The 24,185-nt window shown below is 65.1% G+C and carries 17 protein-coding genes and 1 rRNA gene; 9 read left to right on the top strand and 9 right to left on the bottom strand.

The window, feature by feature from the left end; translation table 11 throughout:
* Positions 1–66 precede the first annotated feature (66 nt).
* From AC1DIM_RS15035 to catC, 4 genes are all read left to right on the top strand, one after another.
* On the top strand, positions 67–1,452 hold the full coding sequence (locus AC1DIM_RS15035) for an MFS transporter (protein WP_477711299.1): 1,386 nt from the start codon (positions 67–69) through the stop codon (positions 1,450–1,452).
* Between the two features lie 127 nt (positions 1,453–1,579).
* Complete coding sequence (locus AC1DIM_RS15030) at positions 1,580–2,524, top strand: LysR substrate-binding domain-containing protein (protein ID WP_477711298.1); 945 nt, start codon at positions 1,580–1,582, stop codon at positions 2,522–2,524.
* Complete coding sequence (locus AC1DIM_RS15025; protein WP_477711297.1) at positions 2,521–3,624, top strand: mandelate racemase/muconate lactonizing enzyme family protein; 1,104 nt, start codon at positions 2,521–2,523, stop codon at positions 3,622–3,624. Before AC1DIM_RS15030 ends, AC1DIM_RS15025 begins: the two co-directional genes overlap by 4 nt.
* Before the next feature lie 24 nt (positions 3,625–3,648).
* On the top strand, positions 3,649–3,927 hold the full coding sequence (catC, locus tag AC1DIM_RS15020; protein WP_477711296.1) for a muconolactone Delta-isomerase: 279 nt from the start codon (positions 3,649–3,651) through the stop codon (positions 3,925–3,927).
* Between the two features lie 40 nt (positions 3,928–3,967).
* Here catC and AC1DIM_RS15015 read toward each other — a convergent pair whose 3' ends face one another.
* From AC1DIM_RS15015 to benA, 5 genes are all read right to left on the bottom strand, one after another.
* A complete protein-coding gene (locus AC1DIM_RS15015) occupies positions 3,968–6,799 on the bottom strand; it encodes an AAA family ATPase (protein ID WP_477711295.1) in 2,832 nt (943 codons plus the stop codon).
* A 61-nt stretch (positions 6,800–6,860) separates the two neighbouring features.
* Entirely contained in the window at positions 6,861–7,688 is an 828-nt protein-coding gene (locus tag AC1DIM_RS15010) for a 1,6-dihydroxycyclohexa-2,4-diene-1-carboxylate dehydrogenase (protein ID WP_477711294.1), read from the bottom strand.
* Complete coding sequence (benC, locus tag AC1DIM_RS15005) at positions 7,688–9,259, bottom strand: benzoate 1,2-dioxygenase electron transfer component BenC (protein WP_477711293.1); 1,572 nt, start codon at positions 9,257–9,259, stop codon at positions 7,688–7,690. The genes AC1DIM_RS15010 and benC overlap by 1 nt, the downstream gene beginning before the upstream one ends.
* Before the next feature lie 123 nt (positions 9,260–9,382).
* Complete coding sequence (gene benB / locus AC1DIM_RS15000; protein ID WP_477711292.1) at positions 9,383–9,919, bottom strand: benzoate 1,2-dioxygenase small subunit; 537 nt, start codon at positions 9,917–9,919, stop codon at positions 9,383–9,385.
* Between the two features lie 35 nt (positions 9,920–9,954).
* Entirely contained in the window at positions 9,955–11,337 is a 1,383-nt protein-coding gene (gene benA, locus AC1DIM_RS14995) for a benzoate 1,2-dioxygenase large subunit (protein WP_477711291.1), read from the bottom strand.
* A gap of 320 nt (positions 11,338–11,657) precedes the next feature.
* Between benA and catA the strand changes: the two genes are divergently transcribed.
* The 4 genes from catA (at position 11,658) to AC1DIM_RS14975 (ending at position 16,839) form a co-directional block, all read left to right on the top strand.
* A complete protein-coding gene (catA, locus tag AC1DIM_RS14990) occupies positions 11,658–12,554 on the top strand; it encodes a catechol 1,2-dioxygenase (RefSeq protein ID WP_477711290.1) in 897 nt (298 codons plus the stop codon).
* 106 nt (positions 12,555–12,660) lie between these two features.
* Entirely contained in the window at positions 12,661–13,998 is a 1,338-nt protein-coding gene (locus AC1DIM_RS14985) for a benzoate/H(+) symporter BenE family transporter (protein WP_477711289.1), read from the top strand.
* A gap of 9 nt (positions 13,999–14,007) precedes the next feature.
* Positions 14,008–15,717 carry a helicase HerA-like domain-containing protein gene (locus AC1DIM_RS14980; RefSeq protein WP_477711288.1) on the top strand — a complete coding sequence of 570 codons (1,710 nt, stop codon included), beginning with the start codon at positions 14,008–14,010 and terminating at the stop codon, positions 15,715–15,717.
* Between the two features lie 129 nt (positions 15,718–15,846).
* A complete protein-coding gene (locus AC1DIM_RS14975) occupies positions 15,847–16,839 on the top strand; it encodes a hypothetical protein (RefSeq protein WP_477711287.1) in 993 nt (330 codons plus the stop codon).
* A gap of 129 nt (positions 16,840–16,968) precedes the next feature.
* Here the strand turns inward: AC1DIM_RS14975 and AC1DIM_RS14970 are convergent, their stop codons facing one another.
* From AC1DIM_RS14970 to rrf, 4 genes are all read right to left on the bottom strand, one after another.
* Complete coding sequence (locus tag AC1DIM_RS14970; RefSeq protein WP_477711286.1) at positions 16,969–18,987, bottom strand: NHL domain-containing thioredoxin family protein; 2,019 nt, start codon at positions 18,985–18,987, stop codon at positions 16,969–16,971.
* Positions 18,987–21,134 carry a bifunctional copper resistance protein CopD/cytochrome c oxidase assembly protein gene (locus AC1DIM_RS14965; protein WP_477711285.1) on the bottom strand — a complete coding sequence of 716 codons (2,148 nt, stop codon included), beginning with the start codon at positions 21,132–21,134 and terminating at the stop codon, positions 18,987–18,989. The genes AC1DIM_RS14970 and AC1DIM_RS14965 overlap by 1 nt, the downstream gene beginning before the upstream one ends.
* A gap of 110 nt (positions 21,135–21,244) precedes the next feature.
* On the bottom strand, positions 21,245–21,532 hold the full coding sequence (locus AC1DIM_RS14960; RefSeq protein WP_056341443.1) for an HU family DNA-binding protein: 288 nt from the start codon (positions 21,530–21,532) through the stop codon (positions 21,245–21,247).
* 402 nt (positions 21,533–21,934) lie between these two features.
* Positions 21,935–22,051: ribosomal RNA gene (rrf, locus tag AC1DIM_RS14955) — 5S ribosomal RNA — on the bottom strand.
* A 329-nt stretch (positions 22,052–22,380) separates the two neighbouring features.
* Between rrf and AC1DIM_RS14950 the strand changes: the two genes are divergently transcribed.
* A complete protein-coding gene (locus tag AC1DIM_RS14950; protein WP_477711284.1) occupies positions 22,381–24,015 on the top strand; it encodes an IS1634 family transposase in 1,635 nt (544 codons plus the stop codon).
* Positions 24,016–24,185 lie beyond the last annotated feature (170 nt).

Here is a 24,185-nt window from a genome sequence, read left to right as displayed (position 1 = left end):
GAGGACGGCCCCTCGGATTCTCCCGGTGCCGCAAGCCTCCCCTTAAGTCAGAGAGGACTTGGGCCCATGTCACAACCGCATGCCGTCATCGCCGAAAATCCACAAAAGGAGGCGCGCACTGCCAACTGGGTGGCCTTCATCATCTGCGCAGCCCTCTTGTTTGATGGGTATGATCTCGTCATTTACGGCACCGTCCTGCCAGGATTGCTCGCAGACCCGGGCCAGATAGGAGCATTTGATGCAGTCACCGCCGGCCTCCTCGGATCATGGGCCCTCATCGGGGTGCTTGTAGGCTCACTGGTTTGCGGCGCTATCGGTGACTTCTTCGGCCGCCGCCGGCTGATGCTCCTGGGCATAGCCTGGTTCTCCGTCGGCATGTTCGCCACCGCATTCGCCGCCAGTGTCCCTGCGTTCGGTGCCCTGCGGTTTGCGACCGGACTCGGCCTGGGCATTGTCATCGCCAGCGCCGGTGCCACCATGGCTGAATTCGCACCCGCGGGACGGCGGCAGTTCTACAACGCCATTGTGTATTCGGGCATCCCGGCAGGCGGCGTCCTGGCCTCCATCCTGGGCATCCTTTTCCTCGACAGCATCGGCTGGCGCGGGCTGTTCATCATCGGCTCCCTGCCGCTGGTCATTCTCCTGCCGATTGCCTGGCGCAAGCTGCCCGAATCGCCGCGGTGGCTGCTGTCCCGGGGCCGTGAAGAGGAGGCCCTGGCCGCCGCACAGCGTACCGGCGTCCCGCTCGTCGAAGAACAGGTCATCATGCAGGCTGGCGCCGCGCCGCAGAAATCAGGCTTTGCCGCCGTGTTTTCCCGCCAGTTCGCCGTGGCAGCCATTCTGCTGGGCCTGATGTCCTTCTGCGGTCTTCTGCTGACGTACGGCCTCAACACCTGGCTGCCCAAAATCATGGAAGGCTACGGCTACGGGCGGACGTATTCCCTGTTCTTCCCACTGGCGCTGAACCTCGGCGCAGTGGCGGGCGGCCTGCTCGCGTCCCGCCTGGCGGACAAGAGCGGCCCCCAACGGGTCATCGCGGCCACTTTCGCACTGGCGACCATTTCACTGGCGCTGATGACCTTCAGCTTTCCGTTGCCGTTGCTGTTTGCTTTCATCGCCCTCGCAGGCGTGGGCACCCTGGGAACCCAGGTACTGATCTACGGGTTCCAGTCCAATTACTTCACCACCAATGCCCGGGCCGCGGGCGTTGCATGGTGCGCCAGCGTGGGGCGGCTGGGCGGGGTTCTCGGTCCGATCATCGGCGGGTGGCTGGCCGCCGCGGGCATCGGCGGATCCACGGCCTTCTATATCTACGGGGCCGTAGCCCTGGTCGGTGCCCTGGTCACCGTCCTGGTGCCCCGCCAGCGCAAGCTGGAGGAGGCCGAATACAAGGTCGAGGAGCTCGCCGAAGGCCGCGCAGAGAACAGCATTCCGGCTGAGCAGCTCAAATAGTCCGTACAGCTGCCCCGGGCATATTACGCCTGTAAATTATCCTAGTAGGGCTTATTATGGTTATTCTTTGAATCAATCACGAGCCCGGGGCAGCATCGGCGCCGGTTAGCGGAAGGACGGGGCCAGCTTGGACATCCGCCAGTTGAACTATTTCATCGCGGTTGCTGAGGAGCGGCACTTCGGCCGCGCCGCCAAGCGCCTGCATATGGCGCAGCCACCTCTCTCGCAGCAGATCCGCCAGTTGGAAGATCAGCTTGGAGTCAAGCTGCTCAACCGGACCACCCGCAGGGTTGACCTCACAGCGGCGGGCCAACTCCTGCTGGACCGCGGACGGCAGATCGTCAACGACGTCGCGACGCTTCAGGCCGATGTCTATCAGGTGGGCCGGGGCGCCACCGGCGTCTTGCGGGTGGGCTTCTCCGGGTCCGCCACGTACGGTGTCATGCCCCGGATCGCCCGCCTTGCGAAACAGGTCCTGCCGGGCCTGTCCCTTGCGCTGCATGGCGAACTACTCACGCCATCCATGGAGGCGGGGCTGCGGGACGGCACCCTGGACGCAGCGTTGCTGCGCCCCCCGGTCGCTTCGCAGGACATCGACTACAAGACTGTGACCCGGGAGCCGCTCGTTGTCGCGCTTCCCTCGTTCAGCGCCCTGGCCGTGGACCGGCCCGTGGCAATGCACGAACTGCAGGACCAGGACTTCATCGCCTACGGGCCCGACTCTGTGCTCTACCGCACCACCGCAGACCTTTGCCGCCAGGCGGGTTTCCAGCCGCGCATCACCCAGGTGGTCGGGGAAACCTCGACGATGCTGGCGTTCGTCGCCGCGGGCGGCGGGGTGGCGGTCATGCCGTCCAGCGTGCAGGCCTTCCAGCTTGAAGGCGTGGCCTACCGGGAGATTGAAAACGTCCCTGAAGTCGAACTCGCTGTCGCCTGGCTGCGCGGGCATCAATCCGCGCTGCTGCACAACTTCCTGGAGGTCGTGGTGACCGCAACTGCGGGAGCCGCGGCGCCTGCACCGGCCCCCGGCCCTGCGCCGTTTCCCCTTGATGAAAGGCTTACCCACGCATGAAGATCGCAGCCATTGAGGCGATTCCCTACTCGATCCCTTACCTTCATCCCCTTCACTTCGCGTCCGGTTCCGTGCACGAGGCAGACCATGTGCTCATCAGGCTTCGCACGGATGAGGGCGTAGTGGGCATCGCTGACACCCCGCCGCGTCCCTACACCTACGGCGAGACGCAGAAGTCGATCGTCGCGGTGGTGGAGGACATTTTTGCTCCGCAGCTCGTCGGCGTCGACATTTTTGACCGCGAAAAGGTCCAGGCAATCCTGTACCGGACGGTGCACAACCAGACCGCCAAGGGGGCTGTGGACATCGCCCTCTGGGACGTCATCGGCAAGACCCTCGGGCAGCCGGTGACAAAACTGCTGGGCGGTTACACGGACTCGCTGCGTGTCTCCCACATGCTCGGCTTCAAACCCGCACAGGAATTGCTGGCCTTGGCGCTGGAGTTCCGCCAGACATACGGCATCAACACATTCAAGCTCAAGACCGGCCGCCGTCCCCTCCACCTCGACGTCGAGGCCGCCCGGGTCTTGCGTGAGGGCCTGGGCGAGGATGCCGAGCTCTACATGGACGCCAACCGGGGCTGGTCTGCCAACGAGGCGGCTGAAGTGCTTCGCCGCACGGCGGATCTGGGTCTGCAGTTCCTTGAAGAGCCCGACGACGCGCGTGAGGTCCTGGGCCGACGCCGCCTGGTGGCGAACTCCCCCATCCCCATCGCCGCAGACGAATCTGCCGCCAACCTCGGTGAGGCCGCACGGGAAATCCTCACCGGCGGCGCCAACCTCCTGGCAGTGAAGACGGCGCGGTCCGGCTTCACCGAGGCGGCCAAAATCGTCGGGATGGCCGAGGGCATGGGCATTGATGTTTACATCGGCAACCAGATCGACACCCAGGTCGGCACGGCTGCCTCGGTGACCTTCGGCGCCGCGTTCGCCCACACAGCCAAACGTGCAGCGGAGCTTTCCAACTACCTGGACATGACCGACGACCTGCTGGCTGAGCCTTTGGTCATCACCGGCGGACGGATCCACGTTCCTGAGGGCCCCGGCGTCGGTACCGCAGTTGACGAAGACAAGCTCGCCCTCTACCGCACCGACAGATAGCAACGCTTTACCGAAAGGACATTCATGAAGTACCTGGTCCACATGGACGTAAACCTGCCCGCCGACCTGCCTGCCCATGAAGCCGCGGAGATCAAGGCCACGGAGAAGGCCTACTCGCAGGAGCTGCAGCGCTCCGGCAAGTGGCCGGAAATCTGGCGGGTGGTGGGCGAATACGCCAACTACTCGATCTTCGACGTCGATTCGAACGACGAACTCCATGAGCTCCTGCAGAACCTGCCGCTGTTCCCCTACATGGACATCTCGGTGGTGCCGCTCGCAAAGCACCCCTCGGACGTCAAGTAAACACCGGCGTAAAAGACCTGAGGGCCGGCCGTGTACGGGGTCAGTCCTTGGCCCGGAACACGGCCGCGAGCTCGCTGCGGGAGCGGATTCCCATTTTCCGGTAAAGCCGGGTCAGGTGGTACTGCACCGTCTTCTCCGCCAGGAACAGCGCCCGGGCCGCCTCCTTGTTGGTGGCGCCCCCCGCAACCAGTTCGGCCACCGCCCGTTCCTGCGCTGTGAGCTGGAGGTGGTGGTTGCTGACGGCGGTGAGCACCGGGTCGGCAGGGTCCGGCACGTTCCCGACGTCGAGCCCTGTCGCCTTGAGCTCCCGGTCGCACCGTTCCACGTAGGTCGCTGCGCCCAGGGAGTCGTATAAGTCGCGGGCCGCGCGCAGGACGGTCGACGCCAAGCGCCGTTTGCCTGCCCGGCGCATACTCTGCCCGAACGCGAAACTGACCCGTGCCCGCAGATACGGCCGGTTGAGCCCCCTGAGGTGGCCCAAGGACGCCTCAAAATGTTCCCGGGCAGTGTCCGGGTCTCCCTGCGCGGCCACGAGCCGGCCCCGCGCCCAGGCCATCCTCGCCATATCCGAGGGTATTTCCCGTTCGCGCGGCACACGCTCGAACGCCGTCAGGAACGAATCGGCGGCGTCGAGCTGGTCGGTCATCACCAGGGCGTTGACGTAGGTGTCCTGCCAGGGCCAGAAGGACACCCGGTGCTCGGTCCACGGGTCCAGCTCCGTCAGCGGCTGCAGGACAGCCAAGGCGCCTTCGTAGTCGGCTCTTGCCTCGTGGAAGCGGGCACGGGCGAGGCTCGCCGGCACCTGCATGGCGCGGTACGTTCCGGGCTGCACTGCGGCCTGGGAGACGTAATACCGGGCCCGCTCCCAGTCTCCCCGCATGGACCAGAGCTCCGCCGCAGTCCAGTAAAGCAGCGGGCGGATCAGCGGCATTCGCGAGGTCTCGAGCCGCACGGATGCGCGCGCCACGGTGGCGGCCGCAGCATCCCAATTGCCGAGTACCAGGTGGGTGCGCGCCAGCCAGGCTTCGGCCCAGAGGGAAATCCGCATCGAGCCTCCCCGGTATTCGGTGGGAGCCGCGGACTCGAAGTTCACCAGCGCCGTCTCAACGTTGTCCAGGCGCAGTGCCAGCCAGCCAGCGCCCATCTGGACCCGCTGTTTCTGCGCGTTCTCGGCAGCATGTTCGAAGGCCCGGTGATAGGAGGCCTCCGCCTCCGAAATCCGGCCCTGTGCATACAGGCCCAGGCCGTAAATGGCTTCTGATTCAATGTGGGCAGGGGATTCCGGCTGCGTAAGTGCCATGGCCCGTTCTGCCCAGGTGGTGATCATGGGTCCGTCCCAGGACGCTACCCCGTGCAGGACGAAGCGCTGCGCCACCTGCGCGGCGGCGCCCGGATCACGCTGGGGGTTGGAGGTGCGCCAGGCCATCTCCAACTGCGACTGTGCGCTGTCGTTCTGTCCCGACGCGGTGGAAAGGTAGCCCAGGACGGACGAGCGAAGCGGCGACGGCGGCAAGGCGTCCACCGCTGCAGTCCACATCTGGGCCTGGGCAATGTTGCCGGAACCCACCAGTGCATCCACGGCCCTCAGGAGCCTGTCGTTCCGGGAACGGATGTCCAGGGAAAGCCGGGATGCGGAGAACAAAGCTGTTGAAGCATCCTGCCACACTCCTACCCTGGCCTGGCGCCGGGCGAATTCCTCCAATTCCTCCGCCAGGGCCTCGTCAGCACCTGGTGTGGCGGAGACGAGGTGACCGAGCCGTTCACCCTCGGGCTGCACCGCTTTGGCGGCCAGCCGATGAAGCGCAATGCGCCGGCTGGGAACGATTTGCTCGTAGATGGCCTCTGCGGTGCCTGGTTCAAAGAACACGACGGCGGAGCGCGCCTGGTCAACGGTCAACCCCAGCAGCCCGGCACGGTGTCCCTCATCGAGGGCCGCCATGACGGACCCCACCCCGCTGACCTCGGAAACCTCTGCCATGCTTGCGGCACTGCCGAGCAATGACGCGGCCTCCGCGACGGCCACCAGCGCGGGGGACGCTGCCCCCAGGACACTACGCACCCGGGCGCGCACCCGGGATGTCGGCGGGAGGGAGGGAAACCACGTCTGCCAGGTTTCCGCCGGCAGCTCATGGAGCAACTCCACGATCGGTTGCGCGAGCCCTCCGGTGTGCCGGACCAGGCCGTGGGCTGCCGTCGCACTCAGATCAACGCCGAGCATCCGCCTGGCGAGGACCTGCACCTGCTGCGGGCTGAGAGGATCCAGCGGGATCGTGGCCACCTGGTGGCCCGTCAGGAAGTCCAACGCACCCGTCGGGACGCGTAAGGCGTCGTCGGGGTTAAGGGTGAGCACAAACAGAATCCGTTTTCCGTGCAGCCGGCGCATCACGAAGGTGAGGATGCGCAGGCTCTCCACGTCGAGTCTGTGGACGTCATCCACGGCGACAACAACGCTGCCGTGGGACTGCAACCCTTCCAGGTGGCTGCTGAGGGTGGAAGCGTAATTAACAACCTGGTCGGGGGTAAGAGCCGCGACGGGACCCGCGGGGAGCACCGGGCCGCCGTCGTGGTCCTTTACCGAACGCAGCGGCGACGTGAGCATGAGCTGGGAGTAGCCGGCGAGGGGAAACTGCGCTTCCCATTCATCGCCCATGGCGGACAGCACCCGGACACCACGGGCCCCGGTCCGGCAGTGCTCAAGAAAGAACTCCAGCACCGCTGTCTTCCCGGACCCGGAGGGGCCGGTAAGCACCACAGCACCCACTTTGCCCTTGCGGACGGTCCGGAAAATCCCCAACAGCTCCTCAAAGACCCCCGACCGGCCGACCAGCGGTAAGTCCTCCGCCATGTCACCGTGTATGGAGGCCGCCGTCATGGCCGCAACTCTACCGGAGCCAGCCTGCCGGACCCGGCGGCTGCCGTCCATCACGGCGTCCTCAGCCCAGGTCCCCGCCCGCGACCGGAAGGATGCTGCCGGTGATGTAGGACGCTTCATCAGATCCGAGGAACACGATGGGTGCGGCCTGTTCGTCCAGGGTCCCGTAACGCTTCATAAAGGACGAATCCACGGTTTGGTCAACGATCACCTGGTACCAGGCCTTTTCCGTGGTCGATTCGACCTCCGGGCCCCGCTTAACCCTGCGCGGCGGCGCCTCGGTGCCGCCGGGGGCTGCGGCCACCACGCGGATTCCGCGGCCGCCCACCTCCATCGCCAAGGACTGGGTCAGGGCGTTGACCCCGCCCTTCGCCGCCGCATACGGCACGCGGTGCATGCCGCGGGTGGCCACGGAGGAAACGTTGACGATGGTGCCCGAACCCTGTTCCAGCATGGCCGGCAGCACGGCGCGGCACGTCCAGAGGGTGGGGAAGAGCGAGCGCCGGATCTCTTTCTCGATCTTTTCCTCGTCATACTCTTCGTAGGGGCGGGCCCAGATGGTGCCGCCGACATTATTTACCAGCACGTCAACGCGACCGTGCGCGGCCAGGGCTGCTTCCACTGCCTGCTGTGCACCGGCGAATGTCTCAAGGTCTGCGGTCACGGAAGTGGCCGAGCCTCCTGAACCGGTAGCCTGCGCGGCCTCCTGGATCCCCTGTGCCACCTCATGGACCAACTCGGCCCGGTCTACGAGGACGACGGCGCCGCCCTCGGCCGCGATGCGCTCCGCCACCTTCTGGCCAATGCCCTGGGCGGAACCGGTCACCAGCGCCACCTTGCCGGCGTACCGGCCCGGTGTAACGAACTGTCCGGCATATGGCTGCGTCATCAGCGGGCCGCCTTGGCGTCGATCGCTCCGGCCATGGTTTCTTTGGCATCGTGCGCATGGGCCATGATGACCTCCCGCACCCGCGCCTTGTCCTGGCGCTCAAAGGCGTCAACCACATCAAGATGGTCCTGTGTGACCCGCTCGAAGATCGGAGTCCCTGCTTCGAAGGCCGCAGCCATCTGCGCGTGGACGTCGAGCCGGCGGTAGGACTCAAGCAGCATGGGATTGTCGCAGACCAAGAAGAGGTATTCGTGGAATTCCTCGTTGGTGCGCGCGAACTCGTCCGGTTCCTGGATGCTGCCGGCAGCTACTGAGCCGGTGGTGGCTTCGGCGAGCCGGCGGAACTGGTGCAACTGTTCCTCGCTGAGGCGGCCCAGCATCAGCTCGCTCACCGCGAGTTCCAGGCCCATGCGCGCATCCAGCTGGGCGAAGCTGTCCTCCTTGCGGAAGTCCAGCCGGCCGGTCTCCAGGGAGGAGACCGCCTCGCTGCGGCTCATCGTGTCGCCTTCGGCTTCAATCTTTTCTGCGGGTGCGGGTGCCCCTGTTTCCGCGTCGCCGCCGGTGGTTTCCTTCGGGGCAAAGCGCTCGAAGTAGAAGTTGGCGGGCTTGATGCCCTCAGCATCCAGCCACTTCGACACGGCGTTGACCATGGGAGGCGGGCCGCAGAGGTAAATGTCAACGTCGCCGTCGTTCAGGTGCTTTGGCTCGATGATCTGGGTGACATAGCCCGTGTGGGGGGCGGACGTCCCCGGTTCGGAGGCAATGTAATCCCACGTGAAGGCGGGCAGCTTCGCCTCGTACTCGCGCAGCCAGTCCAGGCCGACAATGTCCGCCTCCCTGGTCAGGCCGTAGATCAGATGGACCGGCACGGCCGGCGGGTTCTCGGCAAGCTTCTCGAGGATGGACAGGAGCGGGGCCAGGCCCGTGCCGCCCGCGAGGAGGAGCAGGGGCCGCTTAGGCTCGCGGAGGAAGAACGAGCCGTAGGGGCCGGTGAACTCGATGGTGTCGCCCACCGCCGCCCGGTCGCGCAGGTATTCGGACATCGCACCCTGCGGCGTCACCCGCACCATGAACGATGCCTCCTGCACCTCGGGGCCGCTGCTGAACGAGTAGGAGCGCTCCGCGTCGGTTCCGGGGACCTTGATGTTGACGTACTGGCCCGGGAGGAAGGCCAGGGCGTCCCGGTTTTCCGCCTCCAGGGTGAAGGAAACCGTCGTTTCCGAATGCTTGTTGAGTTCCTTCATGGTGGAGGTGAAGGTGGTGGCGGAGGTTTTCGCGGATTCGGACGTGGCGGGAATCTGAATGGCCAGATCCGATTCCGGAACCGCCTGGCAGGTGAGCAGGTAGCCCTTTTCGAGCTCCTCCTCCGTCATCGCGTCGTCAATGTAATCGCCCGGATCGAAGGAGCCGGAATCGCAGAAGGCCTTACAGGTGCCGCACGCACCGTCCCGGCAGTCCGACGGAATGTTAATGCGTGCCTTGTACGCGGCGTCCATCACGGTTTCGTAATCGCCGACCTTGATGACTTTGGTGACGCCGTCCTCGAAGCTGAGGGCTACTTTGTGGCCCATGGTTTCCTCCTGGCTGGGGTCGCGTCGACGCGACCCGGGGTAGTGCGGATGTGCCCGACGGGCACGGGTTGTGAAACGGCCAAGGCCGGTGCCGGGCAAAAGCCGGGCACCGGCGCGGGTCCGTCAGATCATGTAGACGTCCACTACGTGGTGGATGTAGTCGTTCTTGAGGACAACCTTCTTTTTCATGATGACCGGCTCGCTGCCGGCGAGGTCGATCGTGTAGTGGCTGGTCCCGAAGTACGTGTCCGTGGTGTTGTAGCGGAAGTACAGGGTGAACCAGTTGAAGCGCACCTTCACCTGGTCGCCGTTGTGCTCCATGATCTCGACGTCGGTGATGTTGTGCCCGGTCCGGGGCTCCGGCAGGGACGTGGCCGAGGACCGGTCCGTCTTGATCCGGAAGACACGGTCCTCGATGCCACCGCGGTTGTCATAGTAAATAAGCGAGATCTCGTTCTGCGGGTCCTCGGTCAGCCGGTCATCGACGTCCCATGCGGGCATCCAGAACTCGGAGTCCGGGTGGTAGCACTGAAGCCACTCATCGAACTGGCGGTCATCCAGCAGGCGGGCCTCCTTATAAAGGAAGGCGCGGACGGTTTCGAGGGTGGCGATCTCCTCGGCGCTCTTGAGCGCCACAGCAGGCTTTGTCAGGTTGGTCATGGGTTCTGCACTCTCTCTGGTTCCACGTGGACGGGTCAGGCTGTGACTGGAATAGAGTCCAGCGCGGAGGTCTCCGCCTCCGCCAATGCCTGGTCCATGACTTCCTTCCAGTACCCGTGCTGAATGGGGTAGAGCCCCTCGTCCTCGGTGCGCACCCCGGACGCGATGACCTTGGTCATCCCCAGTGCCTTGGCCTGCTCGTCGGGGCCGGCGATCTCATGGGTGGACCCGCGTGTCATGTCGTTCCAGGGTGCCGAGGTGGCCCAGTAGGTTTTGTTGCAGGAGCGGAACTCTTCGAGGTCATCCGGGGTGGCCATGCCGGTGGCGTTGAAGAAGTCCTCGTACTGGCGGATCCGCTTGGACCGGTTCTCCTGCGATTCACCCTTGGGCGCGATGCAGTAAATGGTCACCTCGGTCTGGTCCGCGGAGATGGGCCGGAAATGGCGGATCTGCGAAGAGAACTGGTCCATGATGTAGACATTCGGGTACAGGCAGAGGTTCCGCGAGATGTTGATCATGAAGTTGGCCATCTCCTCGCCATACTTCGCGACGAGCTCGTCACGGCGGTCCCACAGCGGGCGGTCCTCCGGGTTGGTCCATTCCTGCCACAGCAGCAGGTGCCCGTGGTCGTAGGAATAGAAACCGCCCTTGACCTTGCCCCACTTGCCGGCGTCCATGGCCTTGGTCTTGTTGGCGGAGTCGCCGGCGGTGCGGCGGGCCGTGGTGGCCGCATAGTTCCAGTGCACGGCGGTGACGTGGTAACCGTCTGCGCCGTTTTCGGCCTGCACCTTCCAGTTACCGTCGTAGGTGTAGGTGGAGGAGCCGCGCAGCACCTCAAGTCCCTCCGGGGACTGGTCCACGATCGAGTCGATCACCTTGGTGGCATCACCCAGGTGCTCTTCGAGCGGGAGCACGTCAGCCTTCAGGGACCCAAAGAGGAAGCCGCGGTAGGACTCAAAGCGGGCCACTTTGGTGAGGTCGTGGGAGCCCTCCTTGTTGAAGGTCTCCGGGTAGCCCGCATTGCGTGAGTCCTTCACCTTCAGCAGCTCACCGGAGTTCTTGAACGTCCAGCCGTGGAACGGGCAGGTGAAGGTGGTGCGGTTGTCCGTCTTGCGGCGGCACAGCATGGCGCCCCGGTGTGAGCAGGCGTTGACGAGGCAGTTGAGGTTTTCGTCCTTGTCCCGGGTGATCATCACGGGCGTGCGGCCGATGGTGGTGGTGAAGTAGTCCCCCACATTGGGGATCTGGGATTCGTGTGCGAGGTAAACCCAGTTGCCTTCGAAGATGTGCTTCATTTCAAGTTCGAAGATCTCTTCATTGGTGAAAATTTCGCGTTTGGCACGGATGACGCCGTTCTCACGGTCGTCGATCACGGCGTCGGCAAGGACCTCGCGGACATGGGCCAGGTTCTCGGTCATGGCGTACTCCTTCATTGGAGGGTGCTGGACGGATGAGCGGGAGGTCCGGGCCAACCCGCGGTGCCCAGGGGGACGTTGTCACGTCAGTCTTCCCTACCGTGATCGCTCTCACATCAGGCAAACACCTAGGTTTGGCCAAGGGTGCCTTTATGTCTTCTTCATGACTGAAAACAGGCCAAATCGATATTTGTAGCGTCCTTATTTGCGGCCTACGATGAGACGGTCATCACGCGAACTGCGTCGCGACAGGTTCAGATCCTGCCCCTCCACCGGTTCGCACGGGTTCAGGAGCAGTTCCTGTCCCCTATTCAAAGAGGAGTATGGACATCACCATGACCGAGACCCAAGCAGACACCCGCCAAGAGGACGAGGGCACTGCCGTTGAAGCCGGCTCCAAGGCCACCGAACGCTTCGCCGCCTCCGGCAAGCTCGCCCGCCTGGATGTGCCGAAGGAAAGAGTGAGCCTGCTGGCGGGGGCACTCATCAAAGCCGCCAACGACATCGTTGTCGAGCACCAGGTCACCTACGAGGAATACAACGCACTCAAAGCGTGGCTCATCAAGGTAGGTACTGACGGGGAATGGCCGCTGTTCCTCGACGTGTGGCTGGAACACACCGTGGAGGACGTCAACTCCCAGGACCGCCCCGGCACCGTGGGCACCATCGAAGGGCCCTACTACGTGCCGGACTCCCCGGTGCTCCAGACCCCGGGCACCGTCGAAATGCGTGAGGACGAGGAGGGCACCCCGCTGCACTTCACCGGCCGCTTCACCGATACGGACGGTAACCCGATCCAGAACGCCCAGGTGGAAATCTGGCACGCCGACAGCGCAGGGTTCTACTCCCAGTACGCGCCGGGCCTGCCCGACTGGCTCTTCCGGGCCACGGTCAAGGCAGATGACGACGGCCGCTTCGAAATCAACACGATGCGCCCGGCGCCCTACCAGATTCCCACGGACGGGGCCTGCGGGCAGCTGATCGACGCCGCAGGCTGGCACGCCTGGCGTCCGGCGCACATCCACATCAAGGTCTCAGCGCCCGGCTTCCAGCCCGTCACCCAGCAGCTGTACTTCCCCGGCGACCCGCACAACGCGGACGACATCGCCTCGGCAGTCAAGCCCGAGCTCATGCTCGATCCCTCGACGCGCACCGACGGCGGGGCAGGCGAAGAAGTGGTCTATGACTACGTTCTCGCCAAAGAGGGCCAGCACAAGTAAAAAGCACCGCTCATCAGGTGCCGGCGCCCCGGCCCGGCACCAAAGGCGCCCCGGAGTGCAAACTCCGGGGCGCCTGTATTTTTTGCACCCGTTCCCAGGAGCCAGAATGCAGCCATCCCGTCAGGACCCGCCCGCCGTCCCCCAGGCAGGATCTGTTGCGGCCCAGGTACGCCAGCCGCTGCTGGAACGCCCGGGTGTCCGCCCCGCAGGCGTGCGCCAGGTCTTCCGGGACCTGGGCCTTCCTTACATTTCCAACGGGGTGATCGGCCTCATCTTCTCCGCCTCGGGCCCGATAGCCGTTACCCTGGCCGTGGGCGCGGCGGGAGGACTTACCGAAGCCCAGCTCGCGTCCTGGGTGTTTGGCATCCTCTTTTCGGGCGGGGCAGCCACGTTGGTCATGTCTCTCCTCTATCGGCAGCCTTTGGGCTTCGCCTGGTCCATTCCCGGGACGGTGCTCCTGGGTCCGTCCCTGCAGCACTTGTCCTTTGCGGAAGTGGTGGGGGCCTTCTTCACATCAGGCGTCCTCGTCCTCGCGTTGGGCTCCACCGGAGTGGTGCGGCGAATCATGGCAGTGGTTCCGATGCCTATTGTGATGTCCATGGTGGCCGCCGTGTTCCTTAAATTCGGCACGGACATCGTCGCCTCGTCCCAGGCAAATCCGGTGGTGGCCGCCCCCATGGTGGTCGCGTTCCTGGTCCTCACGGCCGTGCCTGCCCTTGGCAGGTTCCTTCCACCGGTGCTCGGCACCCTTGCGGTGGGGTGCCTAGCCGTGGCGGCAAGCGGTCAATTCTCGTTCCACGGGGGCGGACCGATTCTGGCCACCCCGGTCTTCACCCTTCCCGAGTTCACCTGGGCTGCCCAGCTCGAGCTCGTTGTTCCCCTGGCCGTCACCGTGCTTTTTGTTCAGAACGGCCAGGGCATCGCCGTCCTCCGTGCCGCCGGCCACAATCCGCCGGTCAACGTCTTCGCCATCGTTTCGGGCGCCTTTTCATTGCTCAATGCGGGCTGCGGTGCTGTGTCGGCGTGCGTGACCGGCCCTACCAACGCCCTCATGACGTCTTCAGGAACCAGGCAGCGCCAGTACACGGCGGCCGTGGTGTTCGGCGTCCTGGCCATAGCCTGCGCCCTCCTGGCTCCCGCCCTCACCCGGCTCATGCTCGCCACGCCGACGGAATTCATCCTCGCCCTGGGCGGCATTGCCATGCTGCGGGCCCTCCAGCAGGCCTTTGTGACCGCCTTCGCCACCACGTTCACCTTGGGGTCCCTGGTGACGTTCGTGGTGACCATGTCCGGCATGAGCCTTTTCAACATCCATCCGGCGTTCTGGGGCCTGGTCATCGGCTACGCGGTGTCCCGGGTGCTGGAGCACTCGGATCATGCCGGCCCTCACGGCAACCTGAAAAGCCGCACGTCTGCACCACTTTTCAAGGCATCCGCCAACTAAGCTAGCGGCATGGCCAACAAAACCACTGCAGAAAAGCTCGCCACCATCCAGCAGGGCTACACCCTGGAAGGTGCCACCATTGAGCTGGGTGCCGCCATTGTCGACGGCGAACTTCACAAGGAGGCCCAGGTCCGGCTGCCGCTGTCCATGATGAACAGGCATGGCCTGGTGGCCGGCGCCACCGGCACCGGCAAAACCGTCACGCTGCACATGATGGCAGAGCAGCTCTCGGCAGCCGGGGTTCCGGTGTTCCTCGCCGATATCAAGGGCGACCTCTCCGGCCTGGCAACGGCCGCTGCCGGCAGCGAGAAACTCAAGGCACGCACGGACAGCATCGGGCAGCCCTGGGCCGGCAAGACCTACCCTGTGGAGTTCCTCGCCCTGGGCGGCGATGGCAACGGCATTCCCGTCCGTGCCACCATCACGTCCTTTGGCCCCATCCTGCTTTCACGTGTCATGGAACTCAACGACACCCAGGAATCCAGCCTGCAGCTGGTCTTCCACTTCGCGGACCAAAAGAACCTTGAGCTGATCGACCTCAAGGACCTCCGCGCCGTCATCCAGTTCCTCACCTCCGACGAAGGCAAGGACGAGCTGGCGGAACTGGGCGGCCTGTCCAAAGCCACCGCCGGCGTTATCCTGCGCGAACTGGTGAACCTTGAGGCCCAGGGCCTGGAGAAGTTCTTCGGCGAGCCGGAGTTCGATACGGCCGAGCTGCTCCGGACCGCCCCGGACGGCCGCGGCGTGGTGACCTGCCTGGAACTGCCCACGCTGCAGACAAAGCCAATGTTGTTCTCCACATTCCTGATGTGGCTGCTGGCGGACCTTTTCGAGGATCTCCCGGAAGCCGGCGATCTGGACAAGCCCAAGCTCGTGTTCTTCCTGGACGAGGCCCACCTCCTCTTCAACGGCGCGTCCAAGGCCTTCCTGAGCGCCATCACCACCACCATCCGGCTGATCCGGTCCAAGGGTGTGGGCATCTTCTTCGTCACCCAGACCCCCAAAGACGTGCCCGCCGACGTCTTGGGCCAGCTGGCCAACCGGATACAGCATGCACTCCGCGCGTTCACGCCGGAAGATGCCAAGGCACTGAAAGCCACTGTCTCCACCTTCCCCGTCAGCGACTACGACCTCGAGGAAACCCTCACGTCCGCCGGGATCGGCGAAGCGGTCATCACCGTCATGAACGAAAAAGGCGCTCCGACGCCGGTTGCCCTCACCCGCCTGCGCGCCCCGGAGTCCGTCATGGGCCCCAGCACGGACGACCTCGTTAAGAGCACCGTGGCAGGGTCAGCGCTGCTCGCCAAGTACGGAACCGCCGTGGACAACATCTCCGCCTACGAGAAACTCGCCGGCAAGGGTGCCGCGCCCACCGGCGGCGTGGCCCCGGGTGAGCCGCCCGCTCCCGCCAGCGCAGGCCAGGCAGGTGGCAGCCAGTCCGACGTCGACGCGGAGGCCCGCCGGATCGAAGAGGAGATCCTGGGCCGGCCCAGCAGCCGTCCTGCCCCCGCCCCGGACAGCGTCCCCGAGCGGGCGCGGGCACCGCGCGCCCCCGAACCGGCGGCACCGGCGGGCGGCGGGATCGCGGGCGAACTCGCCGGCGCCCTCGGCGGAGCTTTGGGCGGCGGGCTCAAGAGCATGGTCCGGTCAATGGGCACGCAGCTCGGCCGCGAGCTGCTCCGCGGCGTGTTCGGCACCTCGTCCCGGCGCCGCCGGTAGGCAAAACCGGACGATGCCACCCGCTGTACGCCCGCCGTCGGCCGTTAACGAAGGCGCTGCCCTACCCCACTCCCGGCCGCCCCGGCTCCAGTGTTCAGCGGGCTTGCAGGTAACGTAAGGGGCGTGCAGATGAGTCAAGCGTTAGTGAGGATAGCGGCCGGGTGGCTGCTAGGCCTCATGCTTGCCGTGGCTGCTTCCATCGTTGGCGTGAACGTGGTGAACAAAACTGCGGCAAGCCCGCAGCAGCCGGTCCGCGAATACCTGGCCGCGCTGCAGGATGGCGACGGCGGCAAGGCTCTTGGTTTGCTGCGGGCCACCGTGCCACCCAGCAACGCCGCCATGCTTGACGGGACGGCCCTGAAGACCGCCGCCTCGCGCCTGGCGAACGTCACCATCGGCGAGCCTGAGGACCGCCCCGGCGGCCAGGTCATGGTTCCGGTGCAGTACACGATCGACGGCAGCCGGCTGCGCACCGAGTTCCTTTTGGAACAGACCGGCACGGAATGGCTGTTCTTTAAGACCTGGGCCTTTGTGCCATCACGGCTGCCCACTTTGGGCATCACGGTAGTGAACGCCAGCGAAGCAAACGTCAACGGTGTCCCGGTGAACATGCCGGCGGGCCGGAACTCCTTTGCCGTTTTCTACCCCGGCGAATACGAGGCCTCCCTCAACGGTGAGTACTTCGCCGCTCCCGCCACCCGCGCCACCATCACCTCCCGCGATGCGCCGGTGGCCCCGCTGAACCTCTTGACCCAGGCCACCGACCAGCTCCGGAAGGACGTGGGGCAGCGGGTGCAGGAGTTCCTGGACGGCTGCGCCGCCGAAGCCGTGAAGCAGCAGCGGCTGCAGCCCGACTGCCCGTTCTATTTCTCCAGCACCAACAACGTGGACGATGGCACCATCAAATGGACCATCACGAAGTACCCGGAAATCTCCATCGAGCCTTTCGGCGGCCGCTGGGTGGTTGCTCCCCTGGATGGCAAGGCCAAGGTGGAGGCCGTCCAGCAGAGCTCCTTTACCGGTGCCTGGTTCCCGCTGAACGAAGAGGTGGACTTCAGCTTCACCACCCGCCTGGACGTCGCTGGCGACACCATCAAGGTCACCCCGCTCCTGAGCTACTAAGCAGCAGGGGGTCGTCGGATGGCTGCACGCCTGCCTGCCTGCTCTCGGCCCCCGCGCTCACTCAAAAGGCTGCCTCCCGTGACGGAATGTCCCGGGAGGCAGCCTTTCAATAAAGTGCGACGGCGGTGATTAGTCCATGCCGCGCAGGTCCAGGACCAGCTCGGTGTCGCCGTCGTCCGTCAGCAGGACCGGAATGCCCCAGTCCTGCTGGTACAGGTGGCAGGCGGCATGGTCCGGAATCTCGCCGTCCTCGTTTTCGGGGCCGTCGCAGGCCGCGGCACGGGCGGTGATGTGCAGGACGCCTTCGGGGATTCCGGAGGCCAGCTCCAGCGTCCGGAGCAGGCCCACAGAGGTGCCTCCGCCGGCCACCAACAGCTCCGGCGGCGTGGAGGAGATCTTCAACTGGGTGGGGTCGCCCCAGCGGTCATCGAGCTTCTGGCCCGTGGGCGCGCTGAAACGCACGGTCAGCTCCAGCAGGCCGGGGGCCACCGGGCTCTTGGGCCGCTGGGTCTGCGACGCGCCCTCATCCACCTGCTGCGCTTCCTTGGGGATCGGCACGTACACCAGCTGGTGCTTGTTTGCCTCAACCACCACCAGGAGCGGTTCAGCGCCGGCCACATGGGTGTGGTCCACAATCACGTCCGAGGGTTCGGAGAGGCCCCTCGCGAGGGTGGAGACCTTACCGGCCACGGGGTCGTAGCGGCGCACGGCACCGTTGTAGGTGTCCGCGATGGCCACCGAGCCGTCCGGCAGGACAGTGACGCCCAGGGGGTGCTGCAACCGTGCTTCGGCCGCCTCGCCGTCCCGGAAACCGAAGTCGAACAGGCCCTTGCCGACGGCGGTTTCCACAGTGACCGTGCCGGCGTCGTCAATTGCCAGCTTGCGGAGGGCGGACGTTTCCGAGTCCGCAACCCAGATGTTCCCGTCGGCGTCCTCGGCAAGGCCTGAGGGCTGGGCGAACCATGCCTCGTGGGCCTTGCCGTCCAGGAGCCCTTCCAGTCCGTTGCCGGCCACGATGGCCACAGCGCCGGTCAGCGGGTCGAAGCTGAAGATCTGGTGGGTGCCGGCCATGGCCACCACCACGGCTTTGAGCTTGGTGGACCAGACAACGTCCCACGGCGAGCTGAGCGAGACCTCGAGCGGGTGCCCGCTGAGCTGGCCGGTGAAGCCTGCGGCGTCTTCGTCCACGCGTGCAGGGCCCGTCTCCAGCAGCCGCTGGACGCCGTTGCCCGCGATCGTCGTGGCTGTTCCGTCGGCGAGCGACAGCCCGCGCAGCCGGTGGTTGACTGAATCGGCAATCACGACGTCGTAGCCCGCCGTCGCTGCCACGTCTTCCCGAAGCAGCACAAGGCCCTGAGGTTCGTTGAATTGGGCGGTCGGCGTGACGGAGCCGTCGTCCGCTGCGGGGCCGTCGGCGTAGCCCTTGGTGCCCGAGCCGTAGGTGCGGAGCACCGTCTGGAAGTCGGTGCCCAGCTCCACGAGACGGTGGTGGCCGGTATCCGTCACCAGCCAGGTGCCGGCGTCGGACGTTTCGGCGTCGGACGCTTCGGCGCCAGGGGTGCCCGCCTCGGAGGTTCCACGCCCGGCGGGGAGGAAGAGTGCCTTGCCCGGGAAGCGCAGGGTGCCCGACGTGGCTTCCGGCGCAACGTACGGGCCGGAACCCCGGTGCAGGGTGCCCTTGGCCTCGTGCTCGGCGATCAGTTCGGGGATGAGCACAGCAAGGCCGTCGCCGTGGCCTTCGCCGGACAGGTGGGCCACGATGTACCCCTCGGGGTCAATGACCACCAGGGTGGGCCAGGCGCGGGCGGTGTAGGCCTTCCAGGTGTCCAGCTCAGGATCGTCCAGGACGGGGTGGCGGATCTCGTAGCGCTCAACCGCGGCGGCGAGGGCTACTGGATCTGCCTCGTGCTCGAACTTGGGCGAGTGCACACCCACGGTGACCAGGACGTCGGAATATTTCGCTTCGAGCGGGCGCAGCTCATCGAGGACATGCAGGCAGTTGATGCAGCAAAAAGTCCAGAAATCGAGGAGCACGATCTTGCCGCGCAGGGCTTCGAGGTCCAGGGACTTCCCGCCGGTGTTGAGCCAGTTACGGCCCACCAGTTCGGAGGCGCGGACCCGGAGTTGGGTGCGTACGGTTTCGCTCATCAGCGTCCTTCCAGCTTGTTGCGTTCAGCCAATCTGGCGTCGCGTTCGGCCAATTTGGCAAACATATCGTTGTAAGCGGTGAGATCGGCGTCGTTATTCCTGTCCGCCGCCCGATCGGTGCGGCGCGTCTCCCGTTCGTCTGAGCGGGACCACATGATGGCGACGCCTATAGCCACCAGCAGGGTGGGGACTTCGCCGATGCCCCAGGTCACCGCACCACCCAGTTGCTGGTCCAGGAGGGCGGACGGTCCCCAGGGGCGGCCGAGGTTGCCGAAGTAGTCCGCCGCCAACAGGCTGGTGCCACCCATGATCGTGACGCCGAAGAAGGCATGGAAGGCCATGGTGGCCAGCAGCAGGAGCAGGCGCATGGGGTACGGCGCGCGGCGCGGCAACGGATCGGTGCCGATCATGCCCAGCACGAAGATGTAGCCGGTGAGCAGGAAGTGCAGGTTCATCAGCTCGTGGCCCACGTGGTCCCGCATCGCATAGCCGAATGCGTCCGAGAAGTAGAACAGCACAATGGAGCCCGCGAAGTTTGCTGCAGCAAACAGGGGGTGCGTGACCACCTGCGAGAACTTGGAGTGGACAAAGACCAGCACCCACTCACGGAGTCCCCTGGAGCCGTCGGCACGGGCCGGGAGGGCCCGCAGCGCCAGGGTCACCGGGGCACCCAGCACCAGGAAGAGCGGAGCCACCATGGTCAGCGCCATATGGCCCATCATGTGGGCGGAGAACAGCACCATGCCGTAGACCGTCGGCGGTCCGGACGTGATGTAGGTCAGCGCCAGGAGTCCGATCACCCAGTTCACGGAGCGGAACCACTGCCATTTGTCACCGCGCCGCCGGACCTTGGCCACGCCGAGGAAGTAGGCCACCAGCGCGAACAGCGCCACGGCCACCCAGAGCCAGTCGAGGCGCCACTCCGTCAGCCAGCGCTCCGGGGTCAGTTCCGGCGGCAGCTCGTAGCCCGAGAGGATGAAAGCCGGCGATGCGTCGGGCGCGAAGGTGGTGGGCTCGGGCGGCGCCGAACGGCTCAGGGCGACGGCGATACCCGAGGTGGCTCCCATGACGAGGAGTTCCACGATGACCAGCTGCCACAGCACGCGGCGCGAAGACAGTGCCGAGCCTTTGCGGCCCAGCTGCGGGATAACCCACTGCCGGTGCATAAAACCGATACCGCCGAGGACCACGGTTGCTGCCGCCTTGGCCAGGATGAGCTGGCCATAGGGAGATCCAACGAGGTCAGCCCAGGTGGTGACGCGGATGCTGGCGTTGATGACGCCTGAGGCAAACACCAGAACAAAGGCAAAACCTGCCAGGGCCGAAAACCGCCGCAGCGTCGGTTCGGTGATGTCTGCGCCCGTACCCGGCTTCGATCCGGCCAGTACGCCCGACAGCAGCGCCAGCAGGATGATGCCGCCCACCCAGACGCTCACGCCCACCAGGTGAAGGCCCAGGGAGTTGACGGCCGCAGAGTGGTCCGACGAGCTTGACGAGTGTCCGATCAGTGCTGCCGGAACCAGCCCGACCAGCGCCAGGACCAGCGTGAGCGCCAGGCCGCCGAGGGACCTGACGCCAAACAGCGCGGTGGTCACCACGGCCGCGATAATCGTTACGGCCAGCCACGCCCGCCCGGTGCCGATGTCGGTCATGAAGTAGACCAGAGCCCGGGTGAACTCTGCGTCCCCGGAAAGTCCCTGGCCTGCGACGTCGGAGTAGGTGAGGACCAGCACGGCAATCGCCGACAGCGTCCAGACGGCACCGGCCGCGGCGGCTATGGCCAGCGCCTTTGCAAACGCTGGGTGCTCAGGAGTGTCCGTGCCACTGGTCCGGGATCGTGGACCAGCGGTCCTGGGCAGGATGCCGACGGCGAAGATCAGCCCGCCGATGACCGTTGCCAGGGATACGTTGTGGATGGCCTTGCTGATTGGCAGTCCCCAGCGGGCCAGCGCCCCGGGGTCGGAGACCGCACGGGCTGCTGCGGCGCCGGAGAAGAGGAGGGCTGCAGCGAGACCCAGGAGCAGCGCTGCGAGACCCAGAAGCTGCCAGGGCCGGGAAACCCCCACGATACCGGGACCCGGCGTGCTGGCGCCCCTGCCGGGGGTCGGCTGGGGCGCTGTTGGACGGGACTTTGCTGCAGAAGGCACCTATCCATTGTCCGCTACCCCGCGCCGCGGCGGCGAATCGGCCTCCGCGGGAAACAGCAAAGGGGCGGCAACCCGAAGGTTGCCGCCCCTTAAGCTGGTGCTGAAGAAGACTACTTCTTCTTGGCGACCGCAGCCTTCAGCTTAGAGCCGGCGGTCAGCTTGACGCTGTGGCCTGCTGCGATCTGGATGGTCTCGCCGGTCTGCGGGTTACGGCCGGTGCGTGCTGCACGGTCGGTGCGCTCGACTGCGAGCCAGCCCGGGATGGTGATCTTCTCGCCGGCGGCGACGGACGTCTCGAAAACCTCGAACAGTGCATCGAGGACGGAGTTGACGGCTGCCTGGCTGGTGCCGGCCTTGCCTGCTACCTCTGAAACAAGTTCGCTACGGTTCTTAGCCATTGATGTCCTCCTGGACGGTCACGATTTCTGGAGCCTGAACGCGGCATGCGTGCAAACCACTGTTCGAAAACTTACCAGCTTGGGGCCCCGAGGTCCGCAAATTCCGCGTGTTTCCGCGACTTTTTGACTTAAATCACGGGATTCCGGGGCATTTCCGGGGGAATTGCGCCCACAGCGGACGCTCTCTCGCTTGATGCAAGGTTCCGGGGAACGCTCTCGCACTCAATGCGGGGTTTCCGGGGAATGCTGGCGTTCGACGGCGGTGCGGGGCAGGGTGCGGGTTCGACGGCGGTGCGTAGGTTTGGTGCCCCGTGGGGGTTTGCTGCTGCCCGGCTGTTTGTGTCTGGTTAAAGTGGGAGAGCCTCCAGAGTGTGTCTGGAGGCTCTCAACCATTTAATGGTGTTCCGGCGGTGACCTACTCTCCCACACCCTCCCGGGTGCAGTACCATCGGCGCTGTGGGTCTTAGCTTCCGGGTTCGGAATGGGACCGGGCGTTTCCCCCACGCTATGACCGCCGTAACCTTATGTCCGCACCCTGGTATGGCCTGTGAGGACCGTCCCGGGYGGGAAATCTGTGGTTACAACATGCTTCCTGCCAGGTTGTGGCAGGTGTGGTGTTGATTATTGTGTTGTGTTTTTTTGTTCCGTGACAACAGTTTTGGTTTGTTGTTTGGGAACCACATAGTGGACGCAAGCAGTCTTGTTTCTTTGTACCACCCCTTTGGGTGCAAACGCCTGACTTGGCTCACGGGCCGGGATATTTCGGGAGCGTATCGCGCTGACCTGCGGTGATGCGGGCTGCTTCATGGTTTTTCACGCACTAATGGGATTTGTTCTAGTGTCACGGTGTGGCATTCATCAGGAGGGTGCGGACGGCCTCGGGGGCGACCGGTGTGCAGATCGCGGAGTATGTGCGGGGCCGTCAGCGGATAGTGGAGCACGTCGGTTCGGCGCATACGGAAGCCGAACTCGGTGTCCTGCTGGAGCGTGCGCGCGAGTTGCTGGAGAATCCGGCGCAGGGCGTCCTTGAGCTTGGTGTCGAGCGCACGCCTCCAGTGAAGAATCTGGTTGCTCCTGCTGATAATCCGGGCCTGTTCGATATTGCCCGCCCGGCAGCAATTCCTGGGCGCGAGGGCCCTGCCCGCGTGGTGGGCACGGACTCCCGGTTGCTGTTCAATGCGTTGGCCTGGGCGTTCACGTCGTTGAAGTTCGATGGCCTCGGTGACGAGGTGTTCCGGGATCTGGTGATCGCCCGGGTCGTGGAACCAACTTCACTTCTGGATGCCGGCAGAGTCCTGCGGGACCTCGGCCAGAGTCCTGCCAGCTACGCGACTATGAAGCGGACCCTTGCCCGGGCAGCTGCGGGTAAGTACCGCGACCGGGTCGCGACCTGGTGCTTCGAGCACGCCAGGACCGACGGGGACGTCTCACTGGTCCTCTACGATGTCACCACCTTGTATTTCGAGGCGGAGAAGGAAGACGAGCTGCGGAAAGTCGGGTACTCCAAGGAACGTCGCGTTGATCCCCAGATCGTTGTCGGTCTACTGGTGGATCGCGGCGGGTTTCCGTTGGAGATCGGCTGCTTCGAAGGCAACAAGGCCGAGACGGCAACCATGATCCCGATTATCAAGCAGTTCCAGGTCCGCCACGGCTTGGCCGACATGGTCGTCGTCGCCGACGCAGGCATGCTTTCAGCCGGCAATCTGCGCGAGCTGGACGAGGCGAACCTGCGGTTCATTGTCGGGTCCCGGATGACGAAAGCGCCGAATGACCTGGCCTCACATTTCCGCTGGCACGGTGACGCGTTCAGCGACGGGCAGCTGATCGATACGGTCACCCCCAGGACCGGCCACACGAACGAGAACAACCCTGATCTGCGTGCCGAACCCGTCTGGGACCCTGCCGTGCACCCGGGATCCTGGCGGGCGGTGTGGGCCTACTCCCGCAAGAGAGCTGTTCATGACAACACAACGCTCACGGCCCAGGAGAACCGGGCACGGGAGGTCATCGAGGGACAGAAATCAGCCCGGACCCCACGGTTCGTCAAGACCGCCGGCGGCAAACCGAGCCTGGACGAGGCCTCGATAGCGCGTGCCCGGCAACTCGTCGGACTGAAAGGCTACGTGACAAATATCCCCGCAAACATCATGCCCGCAGGGGAAGTAATCGGCTCCTACCACGACCTGTGGCATGTCGAGCAGTCGTTCCGGATGAGCAAAACTGACCTGCGCGCCAGGCCAATGTTTCACCGCACCCGAGACGCGATCGAGGCGCACCTGACCATCGTGTTCACCGCGCTTGCGGTCTCCCGGACTGTCCAGAACCGGACAGGGCTGGCGGTGCGTAACGTCATCCGACAACTCCGGCCCTTACGCTCAGCGACCATCGCCATCAACGGCACCACGCAGACATTCGCCCCCGATATTGCCGCCGAGCAGCAGGCCATTCTCGACGCCATCCGCAACCCAAAACTCACGCACTAACGAAATGAGCCAAGTCAGGACAGAGGGTTCCTTGGATTTGGTGAAGGTCCACGGGAACGTCGCTGGGTGTGGGTGTTGTGGGGCTGGGTGGTGGTCTGGGTTTTTGGTGTGTCTGGTTAAAGTGGGAGACCCCCTGACACGTGTGTGTCAGGGGGTCTCGACCTGAAGAA

The organism is Pseudarthrobacter sp. 01T43 (genome assembly GCF_056398665.1).
Note: the sequence above shows the minus strand (reverse complement) of the source record. Positions and strands in the feature narration are given on the sequence as shown.